At 31.8% G+C, this 21,051-nt stretch carries 13 protein-coding genes, 3 tRNA genes and 3 rRNA genes; 1 reads left to right on the forward strand and 18 read right to left on the reverse strand.

Annotated elements, in window-relative coordinates; translation table 11 throughout:
- Positions 1–3 precede the first annotated feature (3 nt).
- The 4 genes from RDY08_RS10265 to RDY08_RS10280 are packed head-to-tail and all read right to left on the reverse strand — an operon-like array spanning position 4 to position 4,232.
- Entirely contained in the window at positions 4–639 is a 636-nt protein-coding gene (locus RDY08_RS10265) for a hypothetical protein (protein WP_307904342.1), read from the reverse strand.
- Positions 636–1,556 carry a respiratory chain complex I subunit 1 family protein gene (locus RDY08_RS10270; protein WP_307904343.1) on the reverse strand — a complete coding sequence of 307 codons (921 nt, stop codon included), beginning with the start codon at positions 1,554–1,556 and terminating at the stop codon, positions 636–638. The genes RDY08_RS10265 and RDY08_RS10270 overlap by 4 nt, the downstream gene beginning before the upstream one ends.
- A complete protein-coding gene (locus RDY08_RS10275; RefSeq protein WP_307904344.1) occupies positions 1,553–3,526 on the reverse strand; it encodes a proton-conducting transporter transmembrane domain-containing protein in 1,974 nt (657 codons plus the stop codon). The genes RDY08_RS10270 and RDY08_RS10275 overlap by 4 nt, the downstream gene beginning before the upstream one ends.
- A 25-nt stretch (positions 3,527–3,551) precedes the next feature.
- Complete coding sequence (locus tag RDY08_RS10280; protein WP_307904345.1) at positions 3,552–4,232, reverse strand: PTS sugar transporter subunit IIA; 681 nt, start codon at positions 4,230–4,232, stop codon at positions 3,552–3,554.
- A 242-nt stretch (positions 4,233–4,474) separates the two neighbouring features.
- Here RDY08_RS10280 and RDY08_RS10285 point away from each other — a divergent pair, with 242 nt between their 5' ends.
- On the forward strand, positions 4,475–4,819 hold the full coding sequence (locus RDY08_RS10285) for a hypothetical protein (protein WP_307904346.1): 345 nt from the start codon (positions 4,475–4,477) through the stop codon (positions 4,817–4,819).
- A gap of 145 nt (positions 4,820–4,964) precedes the next feature.
- Here RDY08_RS10285 and RDY08_RS10290 read toward each other — a convergent pair.
- From RDY08_RS10290 to RDY08_RS10355, 14 genes are all read right to left on the reverse strand, one after another.
- Positions 4,965–5,040 (reverse strand) — tRNA-Asn (locus tag RDY08_RS10290).
- A gap of 21 nt (positions 5,041–5,061) precedes the next feature.
- Positions 5,062–5,179: ribosomal RNA gene (rrf, locus tag RDY08_RS10295) — 5S ribosomal RNA — on the reverse strand.
- Between the two features lie 139 nt (positions 5,180–5,318).
- A 23S ribosomal RNA gene (locus RDY08_RS10300) occupies positions 5,319–8,257 on the reverse strand.
- Positions 8,258–8,362: 105 nt separating this feature from the next.
- Positions 8,363–8,438 (reverse strand) — tRNA-Ala (locus RDY08_RS10305).
- Positions 8,439–8,464: 26 nt separating this feature from the next.
- Positions 8,465–8,543, reverse strand: a tRNA-Ile gene (locus RDY08_RS10310).
- A 43-nt stretch (positions 8,544–8,586) separates the two neighbouring features.
- A 16S ribosomal RNA gene (locus tag RDY08_RS10315) occupies positions 8,587–10,105 on the reverse strand.
- The 16S, 23S and 5S rRNA genes sit together here with 3 tRNA genes alongside, the layout of an rRNA operon.
- Before the next feature lie 258 nt (positions 10,106–10,363).
- On the reverse strand, positions 10,364–10,702 hold the full coding sequence (locus RDY08_RS10320) for a hypothetical protein (protein ID WP_307904347.1): 339 nt from the start codon (positions 10,700–10,702) through the stop codon (positions 10,364–10,366).
- Positions 10,703–10,713: 11 nt separating this feature from the next.
- Positions 10,714–11,922, reverse strand: a complete 1,209-nt coding sequence (locus RDY08_RS10325) for a cation:proton antiporter (RefSeq protein WP_307904348.1) — start codon at positions 11,920–11,922, stop codon at positions 10,714–10,716.
- An 8-nt stretch (positions 11,923–11,930) separates the two neighbouring features.
- Positions 11,931–13,727, reverse strand: a complete 1,797-nt coding sequence (locus tag RDY08_RS10330; protein ID WP_307904349.1) for a chloride channel protein — start codon at positions 13,725–13,727, stop codon at positions 11,931–11,933.
- 219 nt (positions 13,728–13,946) lie between these two features.
- Positions 13,947–14,996 carry a potassium channel family protein gene (locus tag RDY08_RS10335; RefSeq protein ID WP_307904350.1) on the reverse strand — a complete coding sequence of 350 codons (1,050 nt, stop codon included), beginning with the start codon at positions 14,994–14,996 and terminating at the stop codon, positions 13,947–13,949.
- A 128-nt stretch (positions 14,997–15,124) separates the two neighbouring features.
- A complete protein-coding gene (locus tag RDY08_RS10340) occupies positions 15,125–18,154 on the reverse strand; it encodes an alpha amylase N-terminal ig-like domain-containing protein (RefSeq protein ID WP_307904351.1) in 3,030 nt (1,009 codons plus the stop codon).
- Between the two features lie 7 nt (positions 18,155–18,161).
- Entirely contained in the window at positions 18,162–18,629 is a 468-nt protein-coding gene (gene ribH, locus RDY08_RS10345) for a 6,7-dimethyl-8-ribityllumazine synthase (RefSeq protein WP_307904352.1), read from the reverse strand.
- A gap of 77 nt (positions 18,630–18,706) precedes the next feature.
- Positions 18,707–19,738, reverse strand: a complete 1,032-nt coding sequence (gene argC, locus RDY08_RS10350; RefSeq protein ID WP_307904353.1) for an N-acetyl-gamma-glutamyl-phosphate reductase — start codon at positions 19,736–19,738, stop codon at positions 18,707–18,709.
- A 23-nt stretch (positions 19,739–19,761) separates the two neighbouring features.
- The gene (locus RDY08_RS10355; protein ID WP_307904354.1) at positions 19,762–21,045 is read right to left on the reverse strand and encodes a diguanylate cyclase; all 1,284 of its coding nucleotides are present in this window, start codon (positions 21,043–21,045) and stop codon (positions 19,762–19,764) included.
- Positions 21,046–21,051 lie beyond the last annotated feature (6 nt).

A 21,051-nucleotide genomic window follows, 5' to 3' on the forward strand; every position in this document is an offset into this window, starting at 1 on the left:
TTATTACTCCTTTAAATTTTTTAGTTTTGAACTATTTATATCGTGAAATGTAATATTTATTTGTTGAAGTACAATTACCATAATCATCACTCCAACTAAAATATCCAATAATACTCCAAATTCAACAATATATCTACTTTTATTTGATAGGGTTATTCCTATTAAATAAATTCCATTTTCCATCATTAAATATCCTATTATTTGAGTTATCGTTTTTCTTCTAGATGTCAGCAAAAACATACCTGATATTATAGTTGCCATTGCTGTAATCCCGAGTAAATTCCCACCAATTGGGAAATGCACTTTATTTCCTAAATATGTTGATAAAACTATTATGAATAAGGCTATAAACATCGAAAAATTATACCCTATAATTGGCTCTATCTCTTTTTTTATTTTAATTTTATTAAATACACTCATTAACAACCAAGGAATTAAAAATCCTTTTACAGTCAAAGTTATTAATATAAATATAGCTGTTATTGTTGAAATTTTTTCTTCTAAAAACATAGGCATTATTGAAACTAATGCTCCTTGCAAAAACATAACCATAATCAAAATTCTTAACCTACTAGAATTAAGTGCAAAAATAAGCGATAGCAATATTACGGAAAGCATTATATGTGATATTGTAATCATTTTAACCTCCCTAAAATAATTATATTTGCAAAAAAGACTAATGCAAAAGATGTTAATATATATTTAGGAACTTTAGTAAATCTAAATCTTGCCATAATAGATTCTACAATTCCAATAAACAGATATATTAAAGCAACAACTATATAAAATACTATTATGTCTACCCAGAAATTTCTAAAAGAAAACGGAACTATTAATCTTGCTATAAACACTGAATAAAACATAAGTTTCATATTAGCTCCAAGATGTATAAGCCCTAATTCTGGTCCACTATGGTCAAGCACCATAACTTCATGAATCATTGTAAGCTCTAAATGTGTTGCATGGTCATCTACTGGTATTCTTGAATTTTCTGTAAGCAAAATCATAAATAGCGATATGATTATTAACATTAACGAAGCTCCATACATCCCCCATAAATTCATACCATTTGCAATTGATAAACTTTTAGAAAAACTTATAGTTCCAGTTATTTTTTGTATAAATATAAATGTCATAAACAGAGTTAATTCTGCTATAATTGAAAAATAAGCTTCTCTACTAGCTCCCATTCCTTCAAAAGCCGATCCTGTATCAAGTGCTGCTAATATTGTGAAAAATCTTCCTAATGCCATAAGATAAATTATAAAAATCATATCTCCTTTAAATGAAAATATTGAATTTACCCCTCCAAATGGAAAAAACATTAAAACTACTGTTATTACTGAAAATGATATTATTACACTCATTCTAAAAATAAACGTTGTAGTCTCACTATAAACAGAGCTTTTATATTTAAAAAGTTTTATTAAAGTATAATAATTAATAAATATTGAAGGTCCCTTTCTACCTGCAAAGAATGCTTTTACTTTCAATATTATTGCTGCAAATAATGGTGAAATTAAAACAGTTAAAACAAATAATATTATAGATTTCATTTTATTACCACCTCTACTATTAATAACAATACTATTCCTCCTACAATATATAATATGTAGGCATGAAGGTCTCCAGATTGTATCCATCTTAATTTATCCATCACTGCTAAAACTGGTCTTACAATGTATTTCATTATAAAATATTCTGCTATGTCTATTGTTTTAGAATGATATTTACTTTTTTTAGGAAATAATCCTTCAACTTCTATTGTTTTTTCTTCTATTTTTATAAATGGTTTAAAAAAATTAACTATCTCCATTGCATATGAACTACCTGTATATTGCATTTTTGATGTTCCATATTTATATCCACAACCCCAAGTAACACTTTTTTTATTCTTTGAATTTATATAAAATATTTTCCATAAAATATATACTACAATTAATACTCCTAAAAATATCATTGCTCCAAATGTTATTTCAGATGGAATTGTTAATGTTGGCATAACTGCATCTTTTGACACAAACCAAAATGTTTTTACAATATTTGACACTACATTAATAGGTAATGCTGGTAAAATTCCAATTGAAATACACACTAATGCCAATATTTCCATTGGAAGTGTCATTTCCCATTTACTTTCAACAGCTTTTGCTGCTTTTTCATTTCTTGCATTTCCTAAAAATACCACTCCAATCACTTTTGTAAAACAAGCTGCTGCTAATCCGCCTATTATAGCAAGTGACAAAATTACAAATGTAGCAAAAGCAAATGAAACTCCACTTCCACTGTTAATTCCACTAAATCCAGCAAAATATATTAAAAATTCACTTACAAATCCGTTAAATGGTGGTACTCCTGATATAGCTAATGCTCCTACTAAAAATGTTATTCCTGTAATCTTCATATTTTTCATCAAACCACCCATTTGTTCTATAACTTCAAGCTTAGTTTGATGTAAAACAGAACCTGCTCCCATAAATAGCAATGATTTAAACAGTGCATGATTTAATATATGTAATATCCCACCAGCAAATCCAAATATAGCCATTGTACTATTTCCAATAGAAACTCCAACCATTCCAATTCCTAATCCAGTGGTAATTATTCCTATATTCTCAATACTGTGATATGCCAATAATTTTTTCAAATTATGTTGTCCTAAAGCATATACAACTCCTAAAACTCCTGATATTGCTCCAATTATTACTACCATATAACTTATGGAAATCATATTTGTATGTAAAATAAGATACATTTTTATAATTCCATAAATCCCAATTTTTATCATAACTCCTGACATAATTGCAGATACTTGACTTGGTGCCACAGGATGTGCATAAGGCAGCCACACGTGAACAGGAAACAATCCTGCTTTTGAACCAAATCCAATAAATGCTAATATAAATGCAATTAATTTTATGTTATCAGGTATATTTCCAATTGTGTCAAATCCAAAACTTTTTGTATACGCATAAATCAATCCAAATGAAGCAAAAATTGCCATTCCTCCAATGTGAGTAAATACAAAATATACATAACCTGCTTTTCTAACTTTTTCTTTATTATAGTCATAAATAACTAAAAAGAATGCTGATAAAGACATAACTTCCCAAGCAAATGCAAATGTAAGTAAATTATTTGCAATTACTACTAAAATCATAGATACCACTAATATAGAATAAAAAAAGTAATTCCCAGCTACCCTTAATGCTTTTTTTCTATTCTCCATATATGAATACCCATATAAAGCTCCTAACATACCAACAAAGCATATAATCGTTATAAAAAATGCTGATAATGGTGTTACTTTAAATTCCATTGGGAAATGCATTAGTCCACTGTATTTCACTATATCAGGATAGTTCCCTGTTAATAACTCTTTAATAGCTGTAATAACTCCCAATATTGAACCTAATCCAATAAAAAAGACTGCTGTTACTCTCATAAAAGTAAAATTTTTATATAAAACTAATGGCAAACTGCCACCTAATAATATAAAAAAAATTACTACCCAAATAGTGCCCATAACCTCTCCTCCATTTAAAATTAATTTATATTTTTTTTCTTCTTTCCATTATTTCATCCCATTCAACTTTTTTTAATCTTATAAACTCAATAATTTTTTCTTTTGATTGAAGCTCCAGCATATCTAGAAACTCCTTATTACGAGATAAAAAAGATATTTTAGCCAATAATTCTATATGTCTCTCTTTTCTAGCACTCAAAATTAAAAATAATGTATGTATTTTTTTACCATCCAAAGCATTATAATCTATTGGCTTTTTTAAAAAACATACAAAAACTCTCTCATCTTCTATCTCCTCAATAACTTTCTCTTGAGGATGAGGCACTGCTATTCCATTTCCTATTCCTGTAGATATCATCTCTTCTCTTTTTATTAATTCTTCAATTAATTTATCTTTTTTCAAATTTACAGGCAATTTAATAATTCCCACCATATTTTCTATTACCTCTTTTACATCATCTCCTTCTACTTCATAAAACCCACCTTTTCCCAATAAATCTGGCAAATTAATCGGTTCTTCATCTTCTATTTCTTTTTTTCTATTTACCATTTTATTTTCTGAAATCCACCTGTTTATCTCTTCTTCACTAAAACGATATTGCCCATTGATTTTATAAGCAGGTATTTTCCCTGATTTTATCCAACGGTAAATAGTTTTTTCCGATACATTTAAAATCTCCGTAATATCAGCAATTTTTAAGTTCATTTATCATCTCCTGTGCTTATTTTTTATGTGTCCAATGCTAGCTTTATATAAATTGTCTCTATTTTACTCTTAATTTCTATTTTTGTCAACAAATGTCTTTAAATGTCTAATTGTTTTTTTATAATTAGATTAAAAATTTAACCTTAACATATCGAAAATCTTCCTTGCAAAATTACTAATAAAATACTATAATAACTAATAAGAATATTATTATTTTTAATGGCTCTCCAGGAGATGATTATATGAATATTATTTTAGAATTAATTAATAAGAACTTTAGCGACTATTTATGTATCTATGAAATCAAAGATTCATTTTTTTTTAATGGATTGGAAATTGAAGATAGTGAAATTGAAAAAATACTTTTTAAATATACTAAAAATAATAATGAAATTTTTGAAATAACCAATTATACTGATTTCCAATTTTCTAATATAACCTTAAATGAACTTTCAGAAGATTTACAAGATTATATTCAAAACAAAAGAAAACAATATAGTATAAATAATAATTTAGATAATCTCTCTAACAATAACTATTTAGATACAGATTTTCATATAAAAAAGAAACAGCTCAAATTAATATGAGCTGTTTCTTTTTTATATACTCAAATATTTATTAAAATATAATGATTTTAAATAAAACTATATTTTAACTTCTTTTTTAATCTTAAATCCATATTCTGATACATACACTCCAAATAATGTCATTATCCCACAAAAAATAAAAAAATGGCTCCCTGAACCGGATTCGAACCAGTGACAAGGTGGTTAACAGCCACCTGCTCTACCAACTGAGCTATCAGGGAAACCAGTATGTATAAATTAAAGCTTGGCAGGGACCTATCCTCCCAGACCGCTACCAGTCAAGTACTTTCGGCGCATAAAGGCTTAACTACCAGGTTCGAAATGTAAACTGGGTGTACCCCTTTAGCTATACCCACCAAGCTAAATAATAATTGGTTTATGAACGTTTAAAAATAAACTTACGTTATTCTTTAAACAGTTCTTTAATATTCTTTTTTTTAAAAGAGATTCAAAATTGTATAGTAATATTACAAGCAGTTTTAATCAAAGAAACTATTTAAAGGTTAAGACCTCGGCTGATTAGTATTAGTCAGCTAAATGTATCACTACACTTACACCCCTAACCTATCGACCTCCTAGTCTCGAAGGTGCCTTACTAGCATACGCTATAGGAATACTTATCTTAAAGGGGGCTTCACGCTTAGATGCTTTCAGCGTTTATCCTGTCCAAACGTAACTACCCAGCTATGCTACTGGCGTAACAACTGGTACATCAGCGGTTTGTCCATCCCGGTCCTCTCGTACTAAGGACAGCTCTCTTCAATATTCCTGCGCCCGCAGCGGATAGGGACCAAACTGTCTCACGACGTTTTGAACCCAGCTCACGTACCGCTTTAATGGGCGAACAGCCCAACCCTTGGGACCTTCTCCAGCCCCAGGATGCGATGAGCCGACATCGAGGTGCCAAACTCTGCCGTCGATATGGACTCTCGGGCAGAATTAGCCTGTTATCCCCAGGGTAGCTTTTATCCGTTGAGCGATGGCCTTTCCATTCAGAACCACCGGATCACTAAGCCCGTCTTTCGACCCTGCTCGACATGTCTGTCTCACAGTCAAGCTCCCTTATGCCTTTACACTCTTTGGCTGCTTTCCATACAGCCTGAGGGAACCTTTGGGCGCCTCCGTTACCTTTTAGGAGGCGACCGCCCCAGTCAAACTACCCACCTAGCACTGTCTCCATCGTTACACACGACAGATTAGAATCTCAATATCACATGGTTGGTATTCCAACAACGACTCATATACAACTGACGTCATATAATCAATGTCTCCCAACTATCCTATACATATAATACCAAAACCCAATACCAAGCTATAGTAAAGCTCCATGGGGTCTTTCCGTCCTGCTGCGGGTAACCGGTATCTTCACCGGTAATACAACTTCACCAGGCCCACCGTCAAGACAGCGTCCGGATCATTACACCTTTCGTGCAGGTCGGAACTTACCCGACAAGGAATTTCGCTACCTTAGGACCGTTATAGTTACGGCCGCCGTTCACCGGGGCTTCAATTCGGAGCTCTCACTCCTCCTCTTAACCTTCCGGCACTGGGCAGGTGTCAGCCCATATACGTCGCCTTCCAGCTTAGCATAGACCTGTGTTTTTGGTAAACAGTTGCCCGGACCTTTTCACTGCGGCCTATTTCTGCTCCATCCGCTTAGAATTTCACATACTTTAGGCACCCCTTCTCCCGAAGTTACGGGGCCATTTTGCAGAGTTCCTTAACGATGGTTCGCCTGCGCGCCTTGGGTTTCTCACCCCGCTCACCTGTGTCGGTTTGCAGTACGGGCGCTAACAACTAGTTTAGAAGCTTTTCTCGACAGCATGGGATTTAATACTTCGTTCCTAATGGAACTCCTCATCACACCTCAGATCTATCCATACGGATTTTCCTATACAGACATCCTACATGCTTATACTTACTATTCCGTCAGTAAGCTATTATACCCTTCTGTGTCCCTCCATCACTATCAGTTATTAGCGGTACAGGAATATTAACCTGTTTTCCTTTCGCCTACGCTTCTTAGCCTCAACTTAGGACCCGACTTACCCAGGGAGGACGAGCCTTCCCCTGGAAACCTTGAGCTTTCGGCGGGTAGGATTCTCACCTACCTTCTCGCTACTCATTCCTGCATTCTCACTTCTGATACCTCCAGAAAACCTTATCAGTTCTCCTTCGCCGGCCTACAGAACGCTCTCCTACCAACATACTTACGCATGTTCCACAGCTTCGGTGAATATCTTAGCCCCGTTACATTGTCGGCGCATCGACTCTCGACCAGTGAGCTATTACGCACTCTTTAAAGGAATGGCTGCTTCTGAGCCAACCTCCTGGTTGTTTCTGAATCGACACATCCTTTCCCACTTAGATATTACTTTGGGACCTTAGCTGGTGGTCTGGGCTGTTTCCCTCTCGACTATGAATCTTATTACCCATAGTCTCACTCCTAATCTATCATCTACGGCATTCGGAGTTTGAATGTGTTCAGTAAGCTATACGCCCCCTACGACAATCAGTGCTCTACCTCCGCAGATTACTAATTAAGGCTGCACCTAAATGCATTTCGGAGAGAACGAGCTATCTCTTGGTTCGATTGGCTTTTCACCCCTATACCTACCTCATCCCCCGGCTTTTCAACGACGGTGGGTTCGGTCCTCCACTGTGTCTTACCACAGCTTCAACCTGGACAGGCATAGATCACCAAGTTTCGCGTCTACCGCTAGCGACTCGTCGCCCTATTCAGACTCGGTTTCCCTTCGGCTCCGTTTCCTTAACCTCGCCACTAACGGTAACTCGCAGGATCATTCTCCAAAAGGCACGCCGTCACATTCCTAAAAATGCTCCGACCGCTTGTAAGCACACGGTTTCAGGTTCTATTTCACTCCCTTAACAAGGGTCCTTTTCACCTTTCCCTCACGGTACTATTCACTATCGGTTAATAAGAGTATTTAGCCTTACGTGATCTGGTCCACGCTGATTCACACCAAATTTCTCGTGTTCGGTGCTACTTGGGTGCCGATTCTTTACTTATGCATACAGTTCATCTACTGGACTCTCACCATCTTCGGTTAGCTTTCCCAAACTATTCGACTTTATACACATCCATAAATAGATACCTTGCAGTTCTCTCGGATTCGGTCCCGCTACCCCAATACAGCAACGGCTGCATCCTTTAACACTATATTGGTTTAGGCTCTTTCCCGTTCGCTCGCCGCTACTTAGGAAATCGTTTTTACTTTCTTTTCCTCGGGTTACTTAGATGTTTCAGTTCACCCACTTACCTCTTTCGTATACATCCTTCAAATGTATAGGTTTGCCCATTCGGATATATAGGGATCAACGCTCGTTTGCAGCTCCTCCTACCTTTTCGCAGCTTACCACGTCCTTCTTCGGCTCTTATTACCTAGGCATCCACCGTGCGCCCTTAATATCTTAACCTTATTTTTCTTCTTTTCTTCTGCTTATTACTTAAAAACGAATTAAAAATATAAAAATATTCTTCAAACGTTTTTTACTACTATACAATTTCCAATGTCCTTTTTATGGTGGAGCTAAGCGGACTCGAACCGCTGACCCCCGCCTTGCAAGGGCGGTGCTCTCCCAACTGAGCTATAGCCCCATAAATGACAAAATCCAATTAAACTATGGTGGGCCTAACTGGACTTGAACCAGTGACCTCACGCTTATCAGGCGTGCGCTCTAACCAAAACTGAGCTATAGGCCCCTAGGATATAAACCTAATAGAGAGAAGCTATTATACTCCTTAGAAAGGAGGTGATCCAGCCACACCTTCCGGTACGGCTACCTTGTTACGACTTCACCCCAATCGCTCACCACACCTTAGGAACCTCCCTCCCTTACGGGTTAGGCCAGCTACTTCAGGTGCAACAAACTCTCGTGGTGTGACGGGCGGTGTGTACAAGACCCGAGAACGTATTCACCGCGACATTGCTGATTCGCGATTACTAGTGATTCCAACTTCATGCAGTCGAGTTGCAGACTGCAATCCGAACTACGAAATGCTTTCTGAGTTTCGCTTCAGGTCACCCTTTCGCTGCCCTCTGTACATCCCATTGTAGCACGTGTGTAGCCCAGGTCATAAGGGGCATGATGACTTGACGTCATCCCCACCTTCCTCCTACTCGTCGTAGGCTGTCTTGCTAGAGTCCCCAACTTAATGATGGTAACTAACAATAGGGGTTGCGCTCGTTGCGGGACTTAACCCAACACCTCACGGCACGAGCTGACGACAGCCATGCACCACCTGTCTATGAGTTCCTCAAAGAGGCACTTCCATATCTCTACAGAATTCTCACGATGTCAAGACCTGGTAAGGTTCCTCGCGTTGCGTCGAATTAAACCACATGCTCCACCACTTGTGCGGGTCCCCGTCAATTCCTTTGAGTTTCATTCTTGCGAACGTACTCCCCAGGCGGGATACTTATCGCGTTAGCTTCGGCACAGAGGTTCGACCCCCCACACCCAGTATCCATCGTTTACAGCTAGGACTACCAGGGTATCTAATCCTGTTCGCTCCCCTAGCTTTCGCACTTCAGCGTCAGTATCGGTCCAGAGAGCTACCTTCGTCATCGGCATTCCTACAAATATCTACGCATTCCACCGCTACACTTGTAGTTCCGCCCTCCTCTCCCGTACTCTAGCTTATTAGTTTCAAAGGCAAGGACATGGTTGAGCCATGAATTTTCACCTCTGACTTTATAGGCCGCCTAGATGCCCTTTACGCCCAGTGATTCCGGATAACGCTTGCCACTTACGTCTTACCGCGGCTGCTGGCACGTAATTAGCCGTGGCTTCTTCTGCAGGTACCGTCACTTGCTTCTTCCCTGCTGAAAGAACTTTACAACCCGAAGGCCTTCATCATTCACGCGGAATTGCTGGATCAGGCTCTCGCCCATTGTCCAATATTCCCCACTGCTGCCTCCCGTAGGAGTAAGGACCGTGTCTCAGTTCCCTTGTGGCCGTTCACCCTCTCAGGCCGGCTACCTATCGTCGCCTTGGTAAGCCATTACCTCACCAACTAGCTAATAGGACGCGAACCCCTCCATTAGCGCATATAGCATTTACTTATCAATAGATGCCTATCAATAAGATTATGCGGTTTTAGCTCCCGTTTCCAGAAGTTATCCCCCTCTAATGGGCAGGTTATTCACGCGTTACTCACCCGTCCGCCACCTTACTCAGCTCCGAAGAGCCTTTGTGGTAGACTTGCATGTGTTAAGCATTCCGCCAGCGTTCATCCTGAGCCAGGATCAAACTCTTCAATCTATATTTTTTTACACCTTTTTGTCTTTTTCTTGGTTTGCTTTACTTCTCTCTATTAAGTTTTCAATGTCCTTTGCCCTCTCTCGAGGACGAGATTAATATTATCACACTTATCACATTTTGTCAAACATTTTTTTGCTTTTTTTTAATTTTTTTTTTATAAATCTTATAATCCCTTTAAAACAAAGGCTTACACGAAAATAAATTTATGATTTTATTTTTGTGCAAGCCTATTTTTTTTTAATTACTTTTAAATAAATTTTAACTTTTTTCAATTTTATCAAAAATATAATCCACTTTCCACGCTACTACTCTTATTATATCATCATTTTCTATATCAATATCTGCTTCTTTTAATATATTTATAAAATCATCAATTTGCTTTTTTTCTTTAACTAAAGCGGTTATTAATATTACTTTTTTAGATTTATCTTCTTCCGTTTTAAAAAATCCTTTGAATATTGGCATTTCATCTCTTAGTATACTATCTAAATTATTTCCTTCTACATAAGAAGCTTTATCTATTTCTACACTTTCTAATGCCAAAAATATATCATCTTTATAATCTATATCTATTATTTTTAAAAACATAAAATACATATTATACCTCCCTATTCTTTTATTTCACCAGATTTTTTTAATACCAATTTTGTTAAAAACGGTCCAATCACTTCTGTTATCATTGTTGTAAATAATAATATGTTTATAACTACTAAAGCGATATCTTTACCTTTATCTCCATAAAGGGGTATGCTAAAGTTTTTCTTTATAGACAACGCTAACGCTAATGCTACTCCAACTTGAGGCAATAATGCAAAGCCTATATATTTTTTCACTTTATCTGTTGCTCCTCCAATAACCGCTCCAAGGCTGGCTCCTCCTATCTTTCCTATACTTCTAGCAAAAAAATAAAGCATTCCAATTCCACCTATTTGCTTTACTACTCTTATATCTAAATGCGCTCCTCCTAAAATAAAAAATGCTGCTAAAAAAATAGGAACAAAAAAATCGACTATTTTACCACTTCTTTTTTCTATTATTGGTGATAAATTTGTTATAAAAGCTGAAAAAATCATTATTGTTAAAAGTTCCGATATATGAAACTGTTCTGTAACTCCTAATAACATTAGTATAAATGCTGTTATCATTAACTCTATTGTATCTTCGTTTCTTATGTTCTTCATAATAAAAATATAGACATATGCTGCTACAATTCCAATAACAGCTGATAATCCAATGGATATTAAAGCATTAATTAATATAGTGACGCTACTAATGTGTTCCCCTAGTATCATTCCTTTGGCAAAACTAGATGCAAATACATATATAATTAATGCTACTGCATCGTCTATTCCTACCACTGCTATAATTGTTGATGTAAGGCTTCCTTTTGCCTTATACTGCCTTATTACAGCTACTGTCGCTGCTGGTGCTGTCGCTGCAGCAACAGACCCTAGTAATAGTGCTTTATACATTTCTCCTTTAAATACAAATGCTAAAGTAAAAAAAACTATTATAAAAGCTCCAAAACTTTCAAAAAAAACTATTGCAGTTATTGATTTTCCAAGTTTTTTTATTGTAGACAGTTTCAATTCAGCTCCAATTGTAAATGCTATTATTCCTAAAGCTATAGTTGATAAATATCCTAATTTATCAACTACATCATTTGTTAATATTTTTAATATTGATTCCCCTAACAACACCCCTACAATTACATAGCCTGTAACTTCTGGTATTTTAAATTTTTGAGTAAATTTCTTTGTCAAAAATGCTGCAAAAAACAGCATTCCTAAATAAAATAAAACATTTATTTCTTTCATTACCCCTCCTAAAATTCTTTGAATATATCAACAATATCTTCCGCTTTTTTAGAATTAAATAGTTTTTCTCTTCTACTTTCATTTTTTACAAGTAACATTAATTTAGATATTATTTTTAAATATTTTTTTTGTTTTCCTTCTGGTCCCCCAATTAAAAATACCACTCCAACTGGCTTTCTATCTATTGAATCCCAATCTAATCCTTGTTTTGCTACTCCCACAATTATAAAAAATTCATCTATATCATCTAGTTTAGCATGTGGCATTGCTATTCCTAATCCTATTCCTGTACTAACTATATCTTCTCTTTCAAAAATTGCATTTTTAAATTCTTCTATATCTTTTATATGTCCTTTCTCTTTTGCTTTTGCTATCATTACTTCCAACGTATCCTTGACACCTGTTGTTTCTAAAAATGTTACATCATCCTCGTTTATCAATTCATGTAATTTCACTTTTACCCCTCCTCCAAAATTAACCGATTTTAATTTTTCCATTATATCATCTATGCCATCATTTTGAAAATTAACTTCTGTATTTTCTATCTCTTTTCCTATTTCTATATCCAAAGCTCCGGATTTTTTCATTGCTAATATTTGAGACGGATATACGCTTCTATGCCCAGAAATTAAAAAACTAATTACACATGCAACTGCAGCATATGGAGAAATTTCTACTCCAAACAGTTCTATTGCCATTATACTGGCTGCTATTGGAGCATTCGTTGTTCCCGCTAATACTGCTACAAATCCAATAGCAGAAAACAGTGCTATTGGCTCATTTATTAATTGGGCAAATAAATTCCCTGATGTAGTTCCTATATAAAATATAGGTGTAACAATACCTCCACTTCCTCCAAATCCAAGACTTAATGCTGTAAATATCATTTTAAAAAATGAGGTATACCATGGTAAAATTTCGCCTGTCAAACTTCTTTTTATTGTATCTATTCCTAGTCCTAAATAACTTTCAGAACTAACAAATACTAACCCTATTATTAATATTCCTCCTAAAAAACCTTTTATGCTTTCATCTAGTTTTATTTTTTCTATATTCTTCTCTAAAAATTTTAATATTTCTATAAACAAAAATGATATTACTCCAAAAAATATGCCAGCTAAAATTACTTTCAAATACATAGTTTCACTAAAATTTGTAATACTAGAAAAATCTATTTTAAAATACGAATATTTTATTCCTAGTGACCTTGCCACTTGATACGCCATTACTCCAGATATAAATGATGGTAACAATACATCATATAAAATTGTTCCTATAAATAAGACTTCTACTCCAAAAATTGCACCTGCTATTGGAGTTCCAAAAACTGCGGCAAATCCTCCACTAATTCCACATATAACAAATTTTTTTCTATCATTCTCTGAAAACTTAAATAAATCTGCTATCCAAGAAGCTGTTCCTCCACCTATTTGCGCTCCAGGTCCTTCTTTTCCAACTGAACCACCTGACATAATTGTCAATACTGTAGCCACTAACTTTACCGGTATTACTGAAAAATTTATTTTTCCATTATTTTTATGTACCGCTTCTATTACTTTTTCTGTTCCGTGTCCTTTTGCATCAGGAGCAAAATATTTTACCAATAAAATACTTATTACAATTGCAAAAGGAAGAAAATAATAATATTTAACAGGTAATACTCCTCTATATTCTATACTCTTATCTAAAATCATTAAAAATATTGTAGTTAACCCTCCAACAACAACACCTATAATTGTAGCTAAAAAAGCCCATTTTAAAACACTTAGAAACATTACTGTTCCTTCTACCATTTTTTTCTTCATTATTTATTATCCCTTTCTCCAGTATATCATTCCAAAAGATTGTTTTTCTCAACTATCGCCTTAGTTTCTTAGCAAAACTTAAAATAGAAAAAAGATTCTTTTTTCTATTAGCTCTCAAATAAACAAAGGTTGTACTCTTTTTTAATAAATATGAAAAACTAATTAATCACGTTCCACCAATAATTATAATAGCTCTCAAATTTAGCATAATTCTCCTCCCTATAATTGTATTTTTATATTTTCAACACCTCTGTCTTTTATATCTCCAGAAGCGATTTTTTTCAATTGTTCTATTTGCTTTTCATTTCCCATTACTAAAAGTTCATCCCCATATTCTAAAATTGTCATTGAAAGTGGGTTTAATATCATTTTCTTTTCTTTTTTCATTCCAATTACTATTAAATCAGTTTTTTGTGGTATTCTTGCATCTTTTAATAATATATTATCTAAATCACTATCTTTACTTATTTTTATTAACTCTAATCTTAAATCTTCTCCGCCTATACTTGTTACAACATCTAAAAAATTAACTACTCCCGGCTTTAATGCTGTACTTATAATTCTTTGTGCTGCTATTTCTACTGGCGATATTATAAAATCAGCCCCTGCCTTTTTTAATTTTCTTTCATTATTTTGTTCTACTGCTCTAACAATTACTTTTAATTTTTTATTTAATGATTTTGCTGTTAAACTTAAGAATACATTTTCAGCATCTGTAGAAAGTACAGCTATTAAGGTTTTAGCCTTTTCTATACCTGCTTCTATTAACACTTCATCTTTTGTAGAATCATCTTTTATAAATAACACTTTATCTTTGTATTTTGTTTCTAATTCTAAAATTCCTTCATCTTCATTCTCTATTACAACAAACTCTTTACCTAATTTCAGGAATTCTTCTACAATTTTTCTACCTGTTTTCCCATATCCACAAATTATATAATGATTTTTCAATTTTGATATCTTTTTTTTCATTTTTACCCCTTTTAAATAATTTTTCAATTCTCCTTCTATAAAAAATGAGGTTATTGAACTTAATCCATAAAGAACTAATGTAACTCCACTTAAAATTAGAAACATTGTAAAAATTTTACCTGTATTAGATAATTTATGAACCTCTTCAAATCCAACAGTGCTAATAGTTATTACAGTCATATAAAGAGCATCAAATAAACTATATCCCTCTATCACAACATATCCTAAAACTCCTAAAATAAATATTAATACCAATAATTCTATAAAAATTAATATTTTTTTTAATTCTCTATCCAAATTTTCCCCCTAAATAAAAAATAAGATACGCTTCATCTAATAAATAACATAATAACCATATCTTCTTTTCTAACATACACAATTTCCAAATCATCCCTAAGGATAAAACCGGAATATAAATCCCGGTTTTATATTTTTTTTAATATTTTTCCTGTTTTTTTATCTAAATTCACTATTATATTTCCTTGAGGCCCAGTTGCTAACTTTTCTGAATTAAGCAAATCTATAAATTTTTCATCTTGAAAATCTGTTGGTATTACTATATTTTCTTGGTTTTCAAAACTATTATTCAAAATAATTAGAAAATGATTTTCATCATCAAATCTAGAATATGAAATTATATCTTTTTCATTATCCCAATATATTTCTTTAAATTCCCCATATATTAAAGTCGAATTTTCTTTTCTAATCTTAATTATTTTTTTATACCAAGAAAAAAATTCTTTGTCTGGTTTCACTTTATAATTTTCTTTGCTTTTTACTCCTAAAGTTCCATCTGTTTCATTTTCATAATCAAATTCTTCCCAAAGCATTGGTTTCCTACAATATGGGTCAGTTGCTCCCCACATACCCACTTCATCGCCATAATAGAGCATTGGAGCACCTATATATGTCATTTGAAATATTGAGATTAACTTTAATATATCTTTTGGTTTTATTTCTGATTTTTTCCAATTTATTGTTGTATTTTTATGTGAATTATCTGTTAAATCTGGTCTTTTTGTGTTGTATCCTTTATCTAGTTGTTTTCCTTCTTCTAAGTCTCTGCCTAATTTATCATTTACTATTCTTGATAATAACCTATCAGTATCGTGTGAGCCGTTTAAATTTTGAGATACTTGAAGAGACTGTATTGGATACCAGTATCTTTTTTCTTTTAATTCATTAAAAAACTGTTCTGCTGTTAATTTATATGAAGCATTGAATTCTTTACCTTGATTTATAAAATATCCAATAGTTGATTTTAGCCATTCATAATTCATTACAGTGTCGTATTTTACTCCATCATTTATATCAGAACGAGCATCTCCCCAAAGTTCAGCAGTTATATATGCATCTTTTTTTGTGTCTTTTACTACTTTTCTCCATAATTGCCAAAAATATTGATTTTCTACACAATTTGGAACATCTAGTCTAAAACCATCTATTCCATCATCTTCCATCCAATTTTCAGAATTTTTTCCATCAGGCCCTAACAACCACTTCTTTGTTATATTAAAAATATATTCCATATACTCTTTATTGTATGTATTAAATTCTGGTAAATCATTAAATCCTGCCCAACCTGAATAATGCACACTATTTTTATTGTGTAATAAAGTTTTATATGCTTCTTCTTCTGACATATCATCTTTTATCTCTTTAAATTTTGAAAAATCATGAAATTTATACCATTTTGCATATTTAGAATTAACTCCCTCTGCCATTGCTAATTCAAAACTCCAATGATTTTTCCCAGTATGATTAAACACTCCATCAAATATAACTCTTATTCCATTTTTATGCAATTCTTTTATTAAATCAACTGCTATTAAATCTGATTCTGTCCATACCCAAGTTTCTGGATTTTCTGTTTCAAAATATCCATTTTTACCCTTGTTTTCTCCCTGGATTTTTACTCTTAAAAGTTTTAATTCACTCTCTTTTTCATATCCATTTGTTAATATATCTAAATAAGTTTTATTTCCATATCTGTTTTCTTTTGACACTTTTATATTATAATCTTTTCCTGTCATTTTTATAGTTCCAAAATCTGGTGAAACATGTCTAAAATCAGATGTTCCATATTTATGATTTGAATCTGCAAAAAATATTGGATTTAACCAAATTGCATTTACTCCTAGCTCTTTTAAATATGGTATTTTTTCTTTTATACCTTGTAAATCGCCACCATACATTCTTGAATATTTCACAGAGTATCCAACATCTTTTTCCCTTTTTTCTTCCCATTCTAATTTTGTTTCAAAGTCTGAAGTCCAATTATTTAATTTAAATTCTCCAAATTTATCTGTATATATTCCCCATTTATATTTTTCTATATCATCACTTCTTTTATTTGGAGCAATAAAATTTTCTGGTCCAAATTCATTATACAATGGGTCATTTTCTTTATTTCCGTTATAGAATCTTTCAGGAAAAATATTATACCAAATTGCTTCTTTTGCCCATTTAGGTACGTCAAAAATTGGAAATTCTCCTGTGGCATAATCAACTTCAAAAAAATCTATTGTATCATATACTAATCCTTTTGGAGTATAATAAGCAATTTTATTTCCATCTTTTAATTCAAAATAGTATTTGAATTTTTCAGAATTAATTCTAAATTTAATTATTCTTTTAAAGTAATCAAATTGATACCCTTTACTGTTTATTCTTTCTAATTCATATACCTCTTCTATACCATCTTCTTCTAATAAGTGCAGAAATATTTTTTCTACATCATTTTCTTGTGTTCTTATACTAAATTCTATATCATCCTCTACTTTATTTAAATAATCTAATTTATGCGGAATATGAACTATTGCTTTTATTTTATTATTCTTATCAATTGCATCATACACAAATTTTCCATTTCCTATTTCACCTTTTGGAAATAAACTACCTATTTCTCCAACTATTAATTTTAGATTATTGTCAAATGGAACCCAATCTCCATCTATTACTAATTTGTATTCATAAACTCCTTCATCTAATGCAAGATAAGTTTCAAATATAGAATTAGATATTTTTGTTAAAACAGTTGTATGAATATTCCAGCCATTAAAATTTGATGGCATTTCTACTTTTTTAGGATTCTCATATCCATATCTTTTTGTATCTATTACAAACTTAGTAAACCTCATTTTTTTTAAAGAAACTTTACTGTTTTTTATATCAAATATAATTAATATATCATCGCCTGATTTTATTCCACCAACAGGCTTTTTTTGCTCCAACTTTGAGGTATATGCTTCAAAAATTTTAGAAAATGGTGCTGTGTGCGAAAAAGTAATATTACATTTTTCGTTAGATTCTTTTTTTATAATTTCAAAACTGTATGCTCCATCTGTTTCTACATTATGCCATTTTCCTATATAAATTCCATTATTTATTTTTTCTAAATTTATCTCTTTATATAATTTTTTTTCTGATGTAAAAACCCTCAAAATCCTATTCATTTTATAATTATATCTCCTTTAATAAATTAACTAATTCTATTGCTGTCATAGCTGCATCTACACCTTTATTTCCTGCTTTTGTTCCTGCTCTTTCTATTGCTTGTTCTATAGTATCTGTAGTTAATACTCCAAATATTATAGGAACTCCTGTTTTTAATCCTACACTTGCAACTCCTTTTGATACTTCTGAAGAAACAAAGTCAAAATGTGGTGTAGCACCTCTTATTACAGCTCCCAATGTTATAACAGCATGATATTTTGTAGATTCTGCCATTTTTTGAGCAACTAAAGGTATTTCAAATGCTCCTGGAACCCAAACTATATCTATTGTTTCTTCTGATACTCCATGTCTTTTTAATGTGTCTAATGCTCCTGATAAAAGTTTTGATGTTATAAATTCATTAAATCTAGCTACCACTATTCCTATTTTTATATTTCCACCTGTTTCAAATAAATTTCCTTCAATTATTCTCATTTTTTATTCCTCCTCATTATGTTTTGTGTTTTTGTATAAGCAGTTAATTAATTCTAAAAAACAAATAATAAACTATCCTAAGGCAAATATCCTATTAAATTTAAACCTTCCATCTCATTAAATCCAGCCATAATATTAAAATTTTGTATTGCTTGTCCTGAAGCTCCTTTTGTTATATTATCTATTGCTGAAGTTACTATTATTCTGTTTGTTCTTTTATCCAATTTTACTGCTATATCTATAAAATTGCTTCCTCTTACATTTTTAGTCTGTACTACTTCTACTATTCTTACAAACTTTTCATTTTTATAAAAAGTTTTGTATAGTTCAACTATCTCTTCTTCAGTTTGTTCTGATATTAAATTTGAATATATTGTACTTAACATCCCTCTTGTCATGGGTATTAAATGTGGTGTGAAACTTATTATTATATCTTTTTTTGCTAATTTTGATAACTCTTGCTCAATTTCAGGAGTATGTCTATGTGATGCTATTCCATAAGCTTTAAAATTTTCATTTGTTTCTGAAAAATGCGTTGTAGCTGTACATTTTTTCCCTGCTCCAGAAACTCCTGATTTTGAATCAGATATTATTGTATTTATATCTATTAATTTTTCTGATAACAGTGGAGCTAGTCCCAATATCACTGTTGTTGGATAACAACCTGGATTGGCTACTAATCTTGCTTTTTTTATCTTTTCTCTATTTAATTCTGGTAATCCATATACAGCTTCTTCTAAATATTCTTTTGCCACATGATTTTCTTTATACCACTGCTCATAAACTTCAAAATCATCTATTCTAAAATCTGCGCTTAAATCTATAACCTTTTTTCCCATTTTTAATAGCATTGGAACATATTCCATTGCTGCTTTATGTGGCACAGCTAAAAATATATACTCACTATCTTTTAATTCAACTTCTAAATTTGAAACTCCTATAAACTCTTTTTCAAATATATTTTTTAAATTTTGGAAAAGTTCACTTACTTTTTTTCCTTTATTACTTTCTGAAACTATTTTGTCAATTTCTACTTTTGGATGATTTAATAATATTCTTATTAATTCAATTCCTGTATATCCTGATCCACCAACTATCGAAACTTTCATATTTATTTTTCCTTTCTAATTTTTTAAAACTCTACAATTGTATTTTTCCCTAAAATTTTTGCTTTATACATTCTTTGTTCTAATAATATTTTCATTTCTCTTATTGTTTTTACACTGTCAATTGGGATAGCAATTACTCCTGCACTAAAAGTTAATTTCACTTTATCATTTTTTACATTAAATTCTATATTAGAAAACTCATCTTTTATATTTTCTAATATCTCTTTTGAAATATATTTCCCTCTATTTTCTAATATAATTATAAAGTTATTTCCTCCATACCTTCCTATAAAATCTTTTTTTTCTAACTTACTTTTTATAAACTTAACAGCCTTAACTAATACAATATCTCCATTTAGACTTCCATAAAGTTCATTTATTTTTTTAAAATTATCTAAATCCAATTGAATTATCGTATAAAGAATCTGCTTTTCTTTACTATCTGCTAATACTTTTTTTATTTTTTTATCCACATAATTTTTAGATGGTATATCTAGCAAATCATCATATAGACTTTTATTATAATAATTTAAATTTGAAATCGCTAATCCTAATACAGTTCCATAATTTCCTAAATTTTCTACATCTCGTTTAGTATAATTTTTAATATTATCCTCTATACTTATTATTCCAATAACCTCATCTCCACTTTTTATTGGAACTGATATAAATCTATTTAAAGAATCAATATAATTATTAAATCTTTTATCTCTTGAAGCTATATTACTATAAATATTATTTCCATTTAAAATGTAATTCAAAAGGGAGCTTTCATTTTTTAAATTTTTTTCTAACAATTCCTTATTGATATTATTTTCTGTTGAAATAATCTTTTGTATAACTTTATCTTTTTTGATTAAAATTATACTACAATTTTTAGATTCAAATTTATCTTTTGTATATTTTACAATCTCATCTAAAAATTTATCAAGATTATCTCTTTCATAAGAAATTTCCATTATATTTTTATAAAGTCTAGAAACTAATATCTCTTTTTTTAATTTACTAAATATAAACCCCATAAGTAAAGTATATATAGAGAAAAATATTTGGAAAATTCCTATTAATATAACCTCGTGATTAAAACCATATTTTTTTAAATTTTCTAAAAAAAAGTATGTAATTGTAAAATTTAAAAATAGTGTTGTAAATATGGATAAATCAAATTCAAAATAACTTATTATTGTAATTGGAATTAAAAATAGACTCATCAAATAAACTATTGGAATATTATATATGATTTTGACAAATAACATTATTAAAATCACAACAAAATTTATTATTATTATACTATTTTCCTTTTTCATATCATC

Source organism: Haliovirga abyssi, from assembly GCF_030295325.1.
Lineage (GTDB): Bacteria > Fusobacteriota > Fusobacteriia > Fusobacteriales > Haliovirgaceae > Haliovirga > Haliovirga abyssi.

Excerpts from the sequence above, each read along its gene's own strand:
- argC (WP_307904353.1), bottom strand. The coding sequence starts at position 19,738 with ATGAAAGTTTCGATAGTTGGTGGATCAGGATATACAGGAATTGAATTA.
- RDY08_RS10330 (WP_307904349.1), bottom strand. The coding sequence starts at position 13,727 with ATGAAGAAAAAAATGGTAGAAGGAACAGTAATGTTTCTAAGTGTTTTA.
- RDY08_RS10355 (WP_307904354.1), bottom strand. The coding sequence starts at position 21,045 with ATGAAAAAGGAAAATAGTATAATAATAATAAATTTTGTTGTGATTTTA.
- RDY08_RS10285 (WP_307904346.1), top strand. The coding sequence starts at position 4,475 with ATGAATATTATTTTAGAATTAATTAATAAGAACTTTAGCGACTATTTA.
- RDY08_RS10265 (WP_307904342.1), bottom strand. The coding sequence starts at position 639 with ATGATTACAATATCACATATAATGCTTTCCGTAATATTGCTATCGCTT.
- RDY08_RS10275 (WP_307904344.1), bottom strand. The coding sequence starts at position 3,526 with ATGGGCACTATTTGGGTAGTAATTTTTTTTATATTATTAGGTGGCAGT.
- RDY08_RS10270 (WP_307904343.1), bottom strand. The coding sequence starts at position 1,556 with ATGAAATCTATAATATTATTTGTTTTAACTGTTTTAATTTCACCATTA.
- RDY08_RS10325 (WP_307904348.1), bottom strand. The coding sequence starts at position 11,922 with ATGAAAGAAATAAATGTTTTATTTTATTTAGGAATGCTGTTTTTTGCA.
- RDY08_RS10280 (WP_307904345.1), bottom strand. The coding sequence starts at position 4,232 with ATGAACTTAAAAATTGCTGATATTACGGAGATTTTAAATGTATCGGAA.
- RDY08_RS10340 (WP_307904351.1), bottom strand. The coding sequence starts at position 18,154 with ATGAATAGGATTTTGAGGGTTTTTACATCAGAAAAAAAATTATATAAA.
- RDY08_RS10320 (WP_307904347.1), bottom strand. The coding sequence starts at position 10,702 with ATGTATTTTATGTTTTTAAAAATAATAGATATAGATTATAAAGATGAT.
- ribH (WP_307904352.1), bottom strand. The coding sequence starts at position 18,629 with ATGAGAATAATTGAAGGAAATTTATTTGAAACAGGTGGAAATATAAAA.